The organism is Bifidobacterium sp. RTP21102st3_E2_RTP21102_210122 (assembly GCF_040916945.1).
Lineage (GTDB): Bacteria > Actinomycetota > Actinomycetes > Actinomycetales > Bifidobacteriaceae > Bifidobacterium > Bifidobacterium longum.
Genome location: NZ_JBCPAN010000003.1, coordinates 100,691 through 114,246, shown reverse-complemented (window position 1 = coordinate 114,246; position 13,556 = coordinate 100,691). Strand labels below are relative to the sequence as shown.

The following is a 13,556-nucleotide window of genomic DNA, read 5'->3' as shown; positions in this document are numbered from 1 at the left end:
GGGTCAGTCCTTGATGTAGGCGACGGAGTGGGCCCAGTTGTCGACTGGCTCGCTGTGGTCGGTGCGGGCGTGGGCGCCTCTCGACTCGGTGCGGGCGAGCGCGGCGGTGGCGGCCACATAGCCTACGGTGAGCATGTTGCGGTTCTCCAAAGCCTCAACGCTGCTTGCAGCACCATCGGCGTTTACATCAGCCTGGGCGTTTGCGGCGGCGAGGCCTTGGCCGAGTTCGGCGATGGCGGTTTTCAGTCCGGCCTCGTCGCGCAGCACGCCGACGCCATGCCACATGGTGTTCTGGATGCGGGTACGATTCCACACCTTGTCGGCGGCGGTATCGTCAGCAGCAGCCGTAGCGGCAGGGGCGGCCAGCGCGATCGGCGCATGGTCGAACACGGAACCGGTGGCGGAGTTCAGGAACGGTTCGGGTGCCCAGACCGCGTCGTCACCGTCCGCGACGGCGGCCAGACCGGCGCGGCGTCCGTAGACGAGCCCCTCGAGCAGCGAGTTGGAGGCAAGACGGTTGGAGCCCATGACACCGGTACGAGCGCATTCGCCGGCCGCATACAGGCCGGGAATGGAGGTCCGGGCGTTCAGATCGGTGCGAATGCCTCCCATGTAGTAGTGCGCGGCGGGCGCCACCGGAATCGGCTCCTTGCTCCAGTCGAAGCCAAGCGAACGCGTATAGGCGTCGATGGTCGGGAATCGGTGGGCCAGGAAGCTGGCCAGGTCGGGGTTCTCGCGGGCCATCGGCGAGACGTCGAGCATCACGGGCTTGCCGCCTTGCGCCTGCATCACGCGGAAGTTCTCGCGGGCCACGACGTCACGCGGCGCGAGTTCGGCGCGCGGATCGATGTCCTTCATATACCTGTGGCCATGCTCATCCAGCAGCACCGCACCTTCGCCGCGCACGGCTTCGGAGACGAGGAAGTGCTCGCCCACGGCCATGGCGGTGGGATGGAACTGGTAGAACTCCAGATCGGCGACCTGGGCACCGGCACGCCATGCGACGGCGAGGCCGTCCGCAGTGGCGACCGGCGGATTGGTGGTGTACGGGTACATACGGCCTGCTCCACCGGCGGCCAAGATCACCCGGTCGGCGGCCAGATCCTTGTCCTGCCCGTCGATCAGCAGGTGGACGCCGGCGATGTGGCCGCCCCGCACGATGAGATCTTTGAGGAAGGCGTTCTCGATGATGTGGATGCGCGGGTTCTTGCGCACCATGGCGGAGACGTCCAGTTCAAACACTTTGCCGGTGGCGTCTCCCCCGGCATGCACCACGCGGGCGCGCGAATGAGCCGCTTCCAGGCCGCGCAGCATGTGTCCATGCGCGTCGCGGTCGAAGTGGACGCCGGCCGCGGCGAACTCGCGGACGCGCTCCGCACCCTCACGGGTGAGGATGTCCACGGCCTTCGGGTCGCACAGGCCGTGGCCCGCGGCCATGGTGTCGGCGGCATGCAGCTTCGGGTCGTCGTCGGAGAAGATGGCTGCAGCGATGCCGCCCTGCGCATGATAGGTGTTTGATTCCACCAGTTCGGCCTTGGTTACCAAGGTCACGTCGTGTCCGGTGCCGGCCACGGCCAGTGCCGCGGACAGTCCGGCGACGCCGGCGCCCACGACGACGATTTCAGTGTTGCTCATTGTGTTGCTTTCCTCTGTTTTTGCGTCATCTGCTCCCTTCAGTCCGCTACGCGGACAGCTCCCCTCATGTACGAGGAGCGCCAGGGACGAATCACGGGTGAACGCGCAGCATGCGCTCCAGTGCCACCTTGGCTTCGCGGGCGGTGTCTTCGTCCACGGTGATGCGATTGACCACGTTGCCGGCTTCGAGGTTCTCCAAAGCCCAAGCCAGGTAGGCCGGGTGGATGCGGTACATCGTGGAGCAGGGGCAGACCACGGGGTCCAAGCAGAACACGGTCTTGTCCGGGTACTGCGCGGCCAGACGGTTCACCAGGTTGATTTCGGTGCCCACAGCAATGGCGGATCCGGCGGGCGCGTTGGCGATCTCCTTGACGATGTACGCGGTGGAGCCAGTACCGTCGGCGGCATCGACCACCTGCATCGAGCACTCGGGGTGCACGATCACCTTGACGCCCGGGTATGCCTTGCGGGCACGTTCGACCTGTTCGACGGTGAAACGCTGGTGCACGGAGCAGAAGCCCTTCCACAGAATCATCTTGGCGCGGGCGTAATCGGCCGGATCGGCGGCGCCGCCCTGTGCCTTGAACGGATCCCACAGCGGCATCTCGCTCAGCGGAATGCCCATCGCGCGGGCGGTATTGCGGCCCAGATGCTGGTCCGGGAAGAACAGCACGCGCTTGCCGCGGGCGAACGCCCATTCCAGCACGGCGTGCGCATTGGAAGAGGTGCATACGATGCCGCCGTTGCGTCCGCAGAACGCCTTCAGCGCGGCGGATGAGTTCATGTAGGTGACCGGAATGATCTGCTGCAAGCCATCGGAGTCCGGCTGGGTGCCGCAGATCTCGCCGAGCTGGTCCCAGCATTCCTGGACCTGGTCGATGTTGGCCATATCGGCCATCGAGCAGCCGGCGGACAGGTTGGGCAGGGTCACGCTCTGTTCGGGCGTGGAGAGGATGTCGGCGGTTTCGGCCATGAAGTGCACGCCGCAGAACACGATGTGGTCGGCGTCCGGGCGTTCGGTGGCGTTCTTGGCCAGCTGGAAGGAGTCGCCCACGAAATCGGCGTGCTTGATGATCTCGTCACGCTGGTAGAAGTGGCCCAGAATCAACAGTTTGGAGCCGAGACGCTGCTTGGCGTCGGAGATGCGCTGCTGCAGTTCCTCGTCGGAGGCCTTGCGGTATTCGTCCGGCAACACCTGCTGGCGCGGCGCGTTGGCGGGCAGACGGTCGAGCATCGAGGCACCGGGACCGTAGCTGGGTGTGGTGGTGTCGAAGTGCCATGGGTCCTGGGTCAGTCCTGCATCGCAGGTGCTTTGCGCGCCCAGCTTGGCGATGATCTCGTCAACGGACGGCGCAGTGAATAGTGCGGTCATAGTGGTTCCTTTCCTATATACGTCTGTGATACCGGCCCGAAGCGGGTCGGCGGGAAAAATCAGATGCGCGCGGATGGGATCAGCGCGTCGAGAGCGTCTTCACGCTCGCCTTGTCTGGACAATTCCACGATGTCGTCACCATCGGATTCGTGGGGCGTACCGTTCTCGACAGGTCGTTTGGGGATGTAGCGGTAGACGGTGGCCGGTCGTTGGCGGCCTTCGCGCATCTTCTCCCCGGTGTCTTCAAGGTCGCCCGAGGCAAGCATTTTGCGGCGGAAGTTCGCCAAGTCGAGGGGTTCGCCGCCAATCGCCTCATAGACGCCGTGCAGTTGGCGCAGGGTGAACGTGGGGCCGAGCAGTCGGGTGGCCACGTCGGAGTATTCGATTTTGGAGCGCAGGCGGAGCAGCGCGTAGTCGATGATCTGGCGATGGTCGAACGCCAGCTCGGGCAGTTCGTCTTCGGGGAACCATCGTACGTTGTCACCGTCCTCGAAGCCCGCGGCCTCGGTCTGGCCGACGAGCGCCCAGTACACGACGGATACCATGGGCAATCCGCCATGGGACCGGGTCGGGCCTCCAAAGGTGTACAGCTGTTCGAGGTATCGCGGGTGCAGGTCTGTGGTCGATTCGAGGGCCGCGTAGGCGGACTGTTCCAACGACCGGTCGGAGCGCAGGTCACCGCCGGGCAACGCCCAGCAGCCCAGGAACGGCTGACGGACGCGCTTGACCAGGGGCAACCAGAGACGGGAATGGGCCGAGTTCGCGGCGTTGCCGGAATCGGCGGCACTGTTGCCGGTATCGTCTTCCGGGCCGAGTGCCAGAATCACCACTGACACGCCGACCTGTGGCGGTGCGCTGCGGCGCTCGGACACATTGCCGAATCCCATGCCATGCCTCTTTCCATACCGGTTGTTCTCCCTGCATTGAGAGCATAGCACTACTTATAGTCACAATGACCATAAATCACATATCGGATGGTCTAGCGCACGAATATTGGTCAGGCAGCGGGCCCCAATCGCTACGAAATCACGTCCGTATCTTCCGATTTCGACTGTGTCATTTCGGCGACGGACGGGAGGAATGGCGCTAGGGAGGGTAGTTCGTCGAGACTCTTCAGACCCATTTGGTCGAGGAAGAATTCGGAGGTGACCAAGAGGGCCGCGCGGGATTCGGGGTCCACGCCGTCTTCCTTGATAAGGCCGCGTACCGTGAGCGAGCGAATCACTCCATCGGAGTTGACACCGCGGATCGCGGCCACTTGGGCTCGGGTGACGGGTTGGCGATAGGCCACGATGGCAAGCGCCTCCAGTGCGGCCTGACTGAGTCTCGCAGTCTGGCCGTCGGTGACGAATGATGAGACGACCGGCTCGAACGCGGCGCGACTGGCGAACTGCCAGCCACGAGCGGTGCGGCGCAGTTCGAAGCCGCGCGGGCGGATGTCACGGGATTCATCGCCCTCATAGTCATCGTGCAGGGCTCGCAATACCTCTTCGACTGTGTTGCGATCCAATGCCAAAATACGGGCCAGCTCGGTGGCGGTCTGCGGCTGGTCGGCGACCATCAGAATCGCTTCCAGACAGGCGGGCAGCCCGCCGGGAAAATCGTCTACCGCGAAATCCACGTATTCGGGGTGAGTCTCCTCCACTCCCCTCACCGCGGCCTTTGCGGATTCAGCCGTCGATTCGGCATCCGCCATGTGTTCGGTTGTATTCGTTGCGTCAATCTGTTCAGTCACCAATCGCCGTCCTTACGCAAAATCACCTTCGGAAATGTTCACGTCGCTCATCGTTTCGGCTACGCCGGGTACCCACCTCAGGTGCAGTTCGGCAAACGGACCATCTTGCTGATACTGCAGCACACCTTGTTTGAAGAACACGAGCACGGCCATGAACCGAGCCACCACCTCAATACGAGAAGTGCAGTCCCGGGTCAATTCGCTGAACGATATCGACTGGTCGCCCTTGGATTCCAATGCCGCGATCAGCCGGTCGCGCACCACCAGCGATTGGGCCCGCAGATCGACCAACGGCACGTGCAGCTGATGGATCGACACTTCGGAGGCGGGCGCGTTGGCGATGACCTGGGCGGCCAGTCGGGCGAGTTCGAGCGGAGTCAGCGTCCATACCAGCTCAGGCAGCATGGCGGCAATGCCCTCGTCCATGGCCGCCGGGTGCGGGAATCGGCCGGAGTTGGCGGCGATACGCGCCCGGAAGTCACCTGCGGCCTGCTTGTAGGCGCGGTATTGGAGGAGTCGGGCGAACAGCAAATCGCGTTCGCGCAGCACTTCGAGGCTCTGCTCGTCGTGCTGGCTGTCTTCGCCGCCGGGCAGAATCGCCACGATTTTGGCCTCGACCAGAATAGAGGCGATATCGAGAAAGGCGCTGGCCTCATCCATGTTTTTTGTGAAATCGAGCCCGCGCACGTATGTCAGGAATTCCTCGGTGATCGAGGAGAGGGAAACTTCGGTCAGCTCGAGTCTGTTGTTGGCGATCATGCCGAGCAAGGCATCAAACGGACCGGAATAGACTTCGAGGTTGACCCGGAAGCCGGAAGTGGCGGATTCCTCCGTGCTGATTTCGGCTTCCGCGGAGCTCCCCTCAGCCTCGCTACGCGAGCCAGCTTCCCTCAGAGAGGGGAGCCGAGAAAGGGAAGTCTCATTCATCGTTTATCGAAACAATCGTTACGCCACGATGCCGCGAGCAATGAGCTCACGTGCCACCTCACGGTATTCCTTTGATGTCTTGTGCTCAGGGGCATAGACCACCACGGGCGCGGCGGCAACCGTGGAATCGGGCAGTTTGATGGAGCGGGAGATGAACGTGTGGAACACCTTTTCGCTGAACGCCTCGTAAACGCGCTGGCAGACCTCTTCGCAGTGCAGTGTCTTGGTGTACATGGTGATGAGCACGCCATCCACTTCCAATGCGGGATTGATGCGGGACTGCACTTTTTCGATGGACTGCATAAGCAGGGCCACACCGCGCAAGGCGAAGAATTCGGCGGCCACGGGAATGATCACGCCATCAGCTGCGGCAAGCGCGTTCACGGTGAGCAGGCCGAGCGATGGCTGGCAGTCGACGATGATGAGATCGTATTCCGACTTGAGCTTGCGCAGCACGCTGTTCAGGATCTGCTCTCGGCCCACTTCGGTGACCAGCTGGACCTCGGCGGCGGACAAATCGATGTTCGCCGGAATCACATCGATGTTCTCGAATGCGGTGTGCTGCACCACATCATGTGGGTCCACGGAAATATCGAACAGCGCGGTGTAAATCGTGTTCTCCACGGTATTCGCGTTGACGCCCAGTCCCACAGTGGCGGCACCCTGCGGATCGAAATCGACGATAAGCACGCGGCGGCCATACTGGGCCAACGCACCGGCAATATTGATGGAGCTGGTGGTCTTACCTACGCCACCCTTCTGGTTGCACATGGCAATGACACGCGCCGGACCGTGCTGTTGCAGCGGTTCGGGTGCGGGGAAGGTTTCGTATTCACGTCCAAGCAAATCGGTAGGCATACTGTCTACCTTATCAACATCCGGGTTCGCTGGGGGTGCAACGACATACGTTCCTGTCATAGGCAGCGTTCCTTGACGGAATGCGCTGTCTTTATCGCGGGTATCTCGCCAGTCGTCCATCGTTGCCCTCGCCCCCTTTGTCGGGAATACCTGCTCGCCCATCCTAATGTACTCGCCGGGCTCGCCTCGGAACACCGTTTTGCCGCTGGTATTCCAGTGTTCCGAGGTTTATGGATCTCGTCTCGTACTATGTCGATGCGCTTACTCGGTGCGCAGTGCGGTGGCCGGGTCTTGCTTGGCTGCCTTACGCGAGGGAATCAGGCCGCCGATCAGCGTGAGCACCACGCTTAGGATCACCAGCACCACGCCACCGGTCACCGGCAGGGCGGCATTGACGTCCGCATTGCCGATGAAGTGGTGCAGCACGGCGTTGATCGGAATATTGAGCAGCACGGTCAAGCCCACGCCCAACAGGCCGGAGCATAGGCCGATGATGCCGGTCTCCGCATTGAACACCTGGGATACGTTGTGCTTCGAGGCACCCATTGCGCGTAGGATGCCGATTTCCTTGGTGCGCTCCAGCACCGAAATGTAGGTGATGATGCCGATCATGATCGAGGAGACGATCAGCGAGACGGACACGAACGCGATAAGCACGTAGGAAATCACGTTGACGATGGTGGTCACCGAACTCATCATGAGCCCAACGTAATCCGTGTAGGTGATCTTGTCTTTCTTCGAGACGGTGTTGTTGTAGTCGGTGATCGCGTCGGCGATGTGGTCCTTGTCTTCGAAGCTGTCGGCGTAGATGTTGATCGAGCTGGGCGCGTCACGACTCACCACACCGAATGCGGCGAGGTTGTCGTCGTAGGTGCCGGTCGACACGTACTGGTCGTAGATCGCGACAAGCACATCGTTCGAAGCCGTGGCGATATACGCGTCGAAACTGTCGGCGAGCTGCTGTTCGCTCATCGCGGCCATGGCGGCGGCCTGATCGCCGGCACCCGCCGCGCCAGCGACACCTGCAGCACCAGCACCAGCGGCGTCCGATGCGCCCGTGCCGGACTGCTGCCCGGCGCTCATCATCGACTTGGCCATGTTCGCCTTCTGCGTCACGCCCAGCGAAGCCACGTAGGTGCGCGCGTCGGCCACCTTGGTGGCATCGTCCGAGGGCGAGAACGTCATGCCGTTGAGCACGTTCGTGTTCGGGTTGGCCTTCTGATCGGTAACGATGGCGCTGGAGGCCGCACGGTCGATCAAATCATTGGTCAGAGCGCGCGCGTACCCCACACCAGCGGCCAACGGCGTGGCCGAAGCATCCTTCTTCGCCTTGACGACGCCCACCACCTTGAGTTTGGTGGCCGTTTCGAGGCGCTGTTCGATTTCGTCCTTGTCGTTGCCGATGAAACGGTAGTGGCCGTCATCGCCCTTGACGTACTGGTCGGATGCCGGAATCATGTACAGCGTCTGATCGAGGGCCTTAGCATAGTCGATCTTGTCTTGTGGAGTGCTGACCTTGTCGCCGGCGTTGAGCTTGGACATCATCTCGTGGTAATCGGAGGCGGGCAGCAGGCCGAGCTCGTACAGCGTGGTCAGCGGCACGCTGTTGTTGTCGTCAAGCACCAGCACCACTTCATCCTTGGACTTCGGCCATGAACCGTTGACCACCTGGTAGTTGTCGGTGATAACCTTGCCTACGAGCTTGCTGTCGTCCGCTCCCGGCATGATCTCGTTGAACGAGTCGGGCGCGGCGTTCTCATCGGTTTTGCCGGTCAGCATCGACATCTGCTGCGAGGTGATCGACGAGGTGCCGGACATGCCGGACGAGCTTGTGGACGCCATCTGCGAGGCCATCGAGGCAGAGTCGCTGGATCCGATCGTCACGCCGTCCGCATTGACCAGCGTGCCGTCGGGGTCGTGGTCGAACACGGAGAATTTCACGTCATATGTGTACTGGATGCCGGTGGAACCCACATACTGGTGAATCTCGCTCTTGGAATTATCCAGGTATTTCTTGAAGCGGGTCAGGTTGTTTTCGGTAATCGAACTGGTCAGGCTGGACGCCTGCTTGACGCTGCGGTCGTCCGGGTAGATGCCGTCGGTTTTGTGCGTCTTGCCGCCATATCCGTCATCGCCGCCCATCTGTCCGCCCATCATGCTGCTCAGGTCGAAGGTCTGGGAGTCGACGGTGATCGGGTAGGCGGTCATCGTGTCACGCTGGATGTCACTGATGTATGTGTTCACGCCAGTCGACACCGATAGAATCAGCGCGATGCCGATGATGCCGATCGAGCCGGCGAACGAGGTCAGCAGGGTGCGCGCCTTCTTGGTTTTCAGATTGTTGAAGCTCAACGCCAGCGACGTGGCGAACGACATCGACGCGCGGCCCATCGTCTTGTACACGGCCGGCTGTTCGGCCGTCTCGTCCACGACGAACGGGTCGGAGTCGGAGCGGATCACGCCGTCGCGCAGGTTGACGATGCGCGTGGCATATTGTTCCGCAAGTTCGGGGTTGTGGGTGACCATGACCACGAGGCGGTCCTTGGCCACGTCCTTGAGCAGGTTCATGATCTGCACGGACGTGTCCGAATCGAGCGCGCCGGTCGGCTCGTCGGCCAGGACGATGTCCGGGTCGTTGACCAGTGCGCGGGCGATCGCCACGCGCTGCATCTGGCCGCCGGACAGCTGGTTTGGCTTCTTGTTGATGTGTTCGCCGAGTCCGACCTTCTCCAGCGCCTTGCGCGCACGTTCGCGACGGTCGGCCTTGCCGATGCCGGAAATCGTCAGCGCGAGTTCGACATTCGACAGAATCGTCTGGTGAGGGATCAGATTGTAGCTCTGGAACACGAAGCCGATGGTGTGGTTGCGGTACGAATCCCAATCGCGATCCTTGTATTGGCGCGTCGAGATGCCGTTGATCACCAAATCGCCGTCGTCATACCGGTCGAGGCCGCCGATGATGTTGAGCAAGGTGGTCTTGCCGGAACCCGAGGGACCCAGAATCGCGACGAATTCGCTGTCGCGTAGGTTCAGGCTGACTTTGTCAAGCGCCTGCTGAACGAAATCACCGGTTTTATAGCGCTTCGAGATCGATTTGATCTGCAGCATGAATACCTCTTCCTGGCTGACGGTTCGCTGTTATGTACTGTATTGTCACGCCTTGAATTTCCGGCCGACTTTGGTGCTCCCCCGCCGCGATTCCGCTATGGGCGGACGCGTCGCAAAATGGTGTGTCTCACCGCGCTCTGGGATGTGAGGTCAGATACGTTTCGATCAGGGTTTCAGGGCTTACGTGCGTGTAGATCTGCGTGGTGGTCACGCTGGCGTGCCCGAGCAGTTCCTGCACGGTGCGCACGTCCGCGCCGCCTTGGATCAGGTGCGTGGCAAAGGAATGGCGCAAGGTGTGCGGATGGAGTGGTTTGGTGATGCCGGCCCGCTCCCCGGTTGCTTTGACGATTTCCCATACCGATTGCCGCGAGATGCGCTTGCCGCGTTTGTTGAGAAACAGTGCGCGCCTCTCGGGAATCTTGGCGCTGGAGCGCTGTTCCAACTCGCCACGCCCCGCATTGAGGTATGCGGTGATGGCCCGGCATGCGTAACTGCCCAATGGCACAAGCCGCTGCTTGGAGCCCTTGCCCATGAGTCGCGCGATGTGCTCGTCCAGGTCGATGTCGTCCAGATTCGCACCGGTGGCTTCCGAGACGCGGCAGCCGGTGGCGTACATGAATTCGAGCAGGGCCTTGTCCCGTAATACCACCGGATCGGTTGAGCCGCCGACTGCCGCCGCGTCGAGCAGACGGGTTACCTCGTCCACGGTGAGTACGTCGGGCAGGGTGCTGGCGCCTTTGGGCGCCTTGACTGCGGCCGAAACATCCGCCGTCACCGCGTGCTGACCGAGCGCGAAACGGTGGAATTCGTGGATCGAGGCCAGTCTTCGGGCTTTGGAGCGGGCGGACTCCCCCGCCTGGTCAAGGGCGGCGATGTAGTCTTCGACGTCTTGTTTGGTTATGGCGTCCGGTTCGTGGATGCCGCGGGTTTCGAGCCAATCAATGTATTTGGCGATGTCGGATTCGTAGGCGGTGACGGTGGCCGTGGCGAGCCCTCGCTCCACGCCGATGTGGACGAGGAACTGCTCGGTGAGTCTGGTGAATCCGTTGGTCATAGTGCCCATGGTACAAAGAAACCCCGCTCGGAAGCGGGGTTTCTAGTGTGAAGTCACGACTTCAAGCAATCAGGCCTCAACCGGAGCGTTGACGTCCTCAGGCAGGGCGGCCTTGGCGGCGTCCACGATGGTCTTGAAGGTGTCCGGGTCGGAGACGGCGATCTCAGCCAGAGCGCGACGATCCAGCTCGATGCCGGCGAGACGCAGGCCCTGGATGAAGCGGTTGTAGGTGATGCCCTCAGCGCGGACGGCAGCATTGATGCGCTGGATCCACAGCTTGCGGAAGTCGCCCTTGCGAGCCTTGCGGTCACGGAAGTTGTAGTTAAAGGAGTGCAGCAGCTGTTCCTTGGCCTTGCGGTACAGGCGGGAGCGCTGGCCACGGTAGCCGGAAGCCCTCTCGAGAACAACGCGACGCTTCTTGTGGGCGTTCACTGCGCGCTTGACACGTGCCATAATCTATTCCTCAGCTTTCTAAAGTCTTGTTATTTCCGGGTAAGCCCTATGCTCACTTCTGCAGAAGCTGGTGCAGCTTCTTGGCCTGGCCGCCGCGCAGCACATCGTCGGCGGACAGTTCACGGCGCTTGCGAGCGGACTTGTGCTCGAGGTTGTGGCGCATGGCGGAACCGACATGCTTCACCTTGCCGGTGCCGGTGATCTTGGCGCGCTTGGAAGCGGCGGAATTAGTTTTCATCTTCGGCATTGCTGCCCTCCTTGCTGGTTTGCTTCTTGTCGGAAGTCTTCTGAGAAATCGCGGACTGCGCGTCGGCCGCGGCCTGAGCCTGAGACTCCTGCTTGGCCGCGAGACGAGCCGCCTGGCGAGCCTGACGCTCGGCGCGGGACTCGGCGCCACGACGACGCTGCTCGGACTGGGTGTGCACCTTCTTGCCCTTCGGCGCAAGGGTCATGATGATGTTGCGGCCCTCCTGCTTCGGCTTGGACTCGACGGTGCCGTATTCCTCGACATCGTCGGCCAGACGCTGCAGCAGTTCCACGCCACCAATCGGGCGGGAGATCTCACGACCGCGCAACATGATGGTGACCTTGACCTTGTCGCCTCCGTTAAGGAAGCGGGTCACATGGCCCTTCTTCACGTCGAAATCGTGGTCGTCAATCTTCAGGCGGAAACGAATCTCCTTGATTTCCGCGGTGCTCTGGTTGCGGCGAGCTTCACGAGCCTTGATCTTCTCGTTGTACTTGAACTTGCCGTAATCAATGAGCTTGGCGACCGGAGGCTTCGCGTTCGGGGCCACCTCGACGAGATCGAGGTTTGCCTCCTTGGCCAGGTTCAGCGCGACGGAAGTCGCGATGACGCCCACCTGCTCGCCCTTCGGGCCGATCAGGCGTACCTGCGGGACGCGAATCTCGTCGTTAATACGTGGTTCGTCGCTGATGATGACTCCAATCCTCTACTTCAATTCCGTGGCGAGGGCCTTTGCTGGAGTCCTGTTCAATGCTTTGGGTTCATGGCAAGCCAAAGCCCGCGCCAATATGCGCTCAGCTTCTGCAGACGCATATCAGTTCTTTGCGTCATTCCTGATTACGCGTTGTATATCGCAATCGCTAGGCTGTTTGCCTTGAACCCGAGGCCTTGAAAGGCTTCCAGGTGGGGTTGCCCCGCTTTCTTGATTTCTCAAGCCAAATAGAAAGTCTACCATACGCCCGGACATTCGCGGTCCGTGTGTCGAACCTACTGCACGGCGCGCAGCAGACCGCCGAAGCCTTCGTCTTTGAGAATCTGCCGATATGGGCCGGCCTCATCGGCGATGATTTGATCGATGGCATGCATGCCGAGTACTTCGACCGGCGCCTTGTCGTCGGTGAGAATAGTCGACGCTGAGTCCGGTTCGTTCACCTTCCGGAATCGAGAGGCGACCTCTTCCATATACCATTCGAGATCTTCGCTGCCGGTGCGCTCGTAGGTGGTCTCACGCAGGTTGAGCGCCTTGGAGGCCTGCTGCATGGAGTTCTCTTCGGAGCCGGAACCCGGCTTCTTGGCGAACAGTTCACGGTTCGTGGTGTTCGGCACGTCGGCCGTCAGTGTGTTCCCATTGCCGAACACGCTGGCGATGGTATCGCTCAACGCCTCGTTGATCGAACCTTGGCCGTCCGAGATCATGTTCATGTTCACCACCATCACGCCGCCGGGGTTCAGGTGCTCTCTGACCATGGTGAAGAACTCGGTGGAGCTCATCTGGAAGGGAATGGTGATGTCCTGATACGCATCGACCATGATCACGTCGTACTTGTCATGCGAGGCGGCGAGCCAGGCTCGGCCGTCATACGTGGTCACGGGGATGTCGGCGGGCTCATCGAAGTATTCGCCGGCCAGATCGGTGATCTTCTGGTCAATCTCCACGCCGGTGATGTTCATTTTCGGATAATACTGCTTCAGCTGGCGGGCGTAGGTGCCGGTGCCCATGCCGAGGATCAGCGCGGAATTGGCATTGTCGGCGAGCGCCGGCGCAGCCAGGGCCGTGTCGTAGTACATACCTGTCAGTCCTTTGTCTTTCATCGTGACGGACTGCACGCCGAACAGCACGTTGGTGGACAGGATCGTGCGGTCGGAGAGGTTCTTGACCTGCAGGTAGTTGTAGATGGACTCGCCCTCATAGGCCAGGTTGGTTTCCCAGAACGCGAAGCCGGTCAGGGGCGAGACGCAGGACGTGGCCACGAAGATCACGGCGCTGACCACGCAGGCGATGCGCTTGGCCTTGATCGAGATGAAGTAGATCAGCGGACATGCCGGAGAAGAATTCGGTGATGTAGAGGAATATCTTTGATTTGAGAATCGGCCGTTCGCTTGCCTCGGTGATCTGTGCCATCGCTCCGCTCCCCTGCCTGTGCGCCTATCGACTACTGTTCTGATG

The 13,556-nt window shown here is 61.4% G+C and carries 13 protein-coding genes; all 13 read right to left on the bottom strand.

The window, feature by feature from the left end; genetic code table 11:
* Positions 1-3: 3 nt before the first annotated feature.
* The 13 genes from nadB to AB5287_RS04265 all read right to left on the bottom strand — a co-directional run bounded on the left by nadB (position 4) and on the right by AB5287_RS04265 (position 13,511).
* On the bottom strand, positions 4-1,635 hold the full coding sequence (gene nadB, locus AB5287_RS04325) for an L-aspartate oxidase (protein ID WP_007052602.1): 1,632 nt from the start codon (positions 1,633-1,635) through the stop codon (positions 4-6).
* A gap of 91 nt (positions 1,636-1,726) precedes the next feature.
* Positions 1,727-3,007, bottom strand: coding sequence for a quinolinate synthase NadA (nadA, locus tag AB5287_RS04320; RefSeq protein ID WP_007052601.1), 1,281 nt, complete (start codon positions 3,005-3,007; stop codon positions 1,727-1,729).
* 59 nt (positions 3,008-3,066) lie between these two features.
* Positions 3,067-3,894, bottom strand: a complete 828-nt coding sequence (locus AB5287_RS04315; RefSeq protein ID WP_007052600.1) for an NUDIX domain-containing protein — start codon at positions 3,892-3,894, stop codon at positions 3,067-3,069.
* A 131-nt stretch (positions 3,895-4,025) separates the two neighbouring features.
* Complete coding sequence (gene scpB / locus AB5287_RS04310; protein WP_368220739.1) at positions 4,026-4,742, bottom strand: SMC-Scp complex subunit ScpB; 717 nt, start codon at positions 4,740-4,742, stop codon at positions 4,026-4,028.
* A 12-nt stretch (positions 4,743-4,754) separates the two neighbouring features.
* Positions 4,755-5,669, bottom strand: coding sequence for a ScpA family protein (locus AB5287_RS04305; RefSeq protein WP_368220737.1), 915 nt, complete (start codon positions 5,667-5,669; stop codon positions 4,755-4,757).
* Between the two features lie 18 nt (positions 5,670-5,687).
* The gene (locus AB5287_RS04300; RefSeq protein ID WP_007052597.1) at positions 5,688-6,527 is read right to left on the bottom strand and encodes a ParA family protein; all 840 of its coding nucleotides are present in this window, start codon (positions 6,525-6,527) and stop codon (positions 5,688-5,690) included.
* Between the two features lie 261 nt (positions 6,528-6,788).
* Positions 6,789-9,635 (bottom strand): ABC transporter ATP-binding protein/permease, encoded by a 2,847-nt coding sequence (locus AB5287_RS04295; RefSeq protein WP_007054447.1) that lies wholly within the window; start codon positions 9,633-9,635, stop codon positions 6,789-6,791.
* Between the two features lie 127 nt (positions 9,636-9,762).
* Positions 9,763-10,689, bottom strand: coding sequence for a site-specific tyrosine recombinase XerD (gene xerD, locus AB5287_RS04290; RefSeq protein WP_012471804.1), 927 nt, complete (start codon positions 10,687-10,689; stop codon positions 9,763-9,765).
* 69 nt (positions 10,690-10,758) lie between these two features.
* Positions 10,759-11,142: a 50S ribosomal protein L20 gene (gene rplT, locus AB5287_RS04285; protein WP_007052594.1), complete on the bottom strand. Its 384-nt coding sequence runs from the start codon at positions 11,140-11,142 to the stop codon at positions 10,759-10,761.
* Positions 11,143-11,194: 52 nt separating this feature from the next.
* Positions 11,195-11,389, bottom strand: a complete 195-nt coding sequence (gene rpmI / locus AB5287_RS04280; RefSeq protein WP_007052593.1) for a 50S ribosomal protein L35 — start codon at positions 11,387-11,389, stop codon at positions 11,195-11,197.
* Positions 11,370-12,092, bottom strand: a complete 723-nt coding sequence (gene infC, locus AB5287_RS04275; protein ID WP_032682519.1) for a translation initiation factor IF-3 — start codon at positions 12,090-12,092, stop codon at positions 11,370-11,372. The genes rpmI and infC overlap by 20 nt, the downstream gene beginning before the upstream one ends.
* 284 nt (positions 12,093-12,376) lie before the next feature.
* Positions 12,377-13,360, bottom strand: a complete 984-nt coding sequence (locus tag AB5287_RS04270; RefSeq protein WP_225090007.1) for a spermidine synthase — start codon at positions 13,358-13,360, stop codon at positions 12,377-12,379.
* Complete coding sequence (locus AB5287_RS04265; protein ID WP_131223952.1) at positions 13,296-13,511, bottom strand: hypothetical protein; 216 nt, start codon at positions 13,509-13,511, stop codon at positions 13,296-13,298. Before AB5287_RS04265 ends, AB5287_RS04270 begins: the two co-directional genes overlap by 65 nt.
* Between the last annotated feature and the right edge of the window lie 45 nt (positions 13,512-13,556).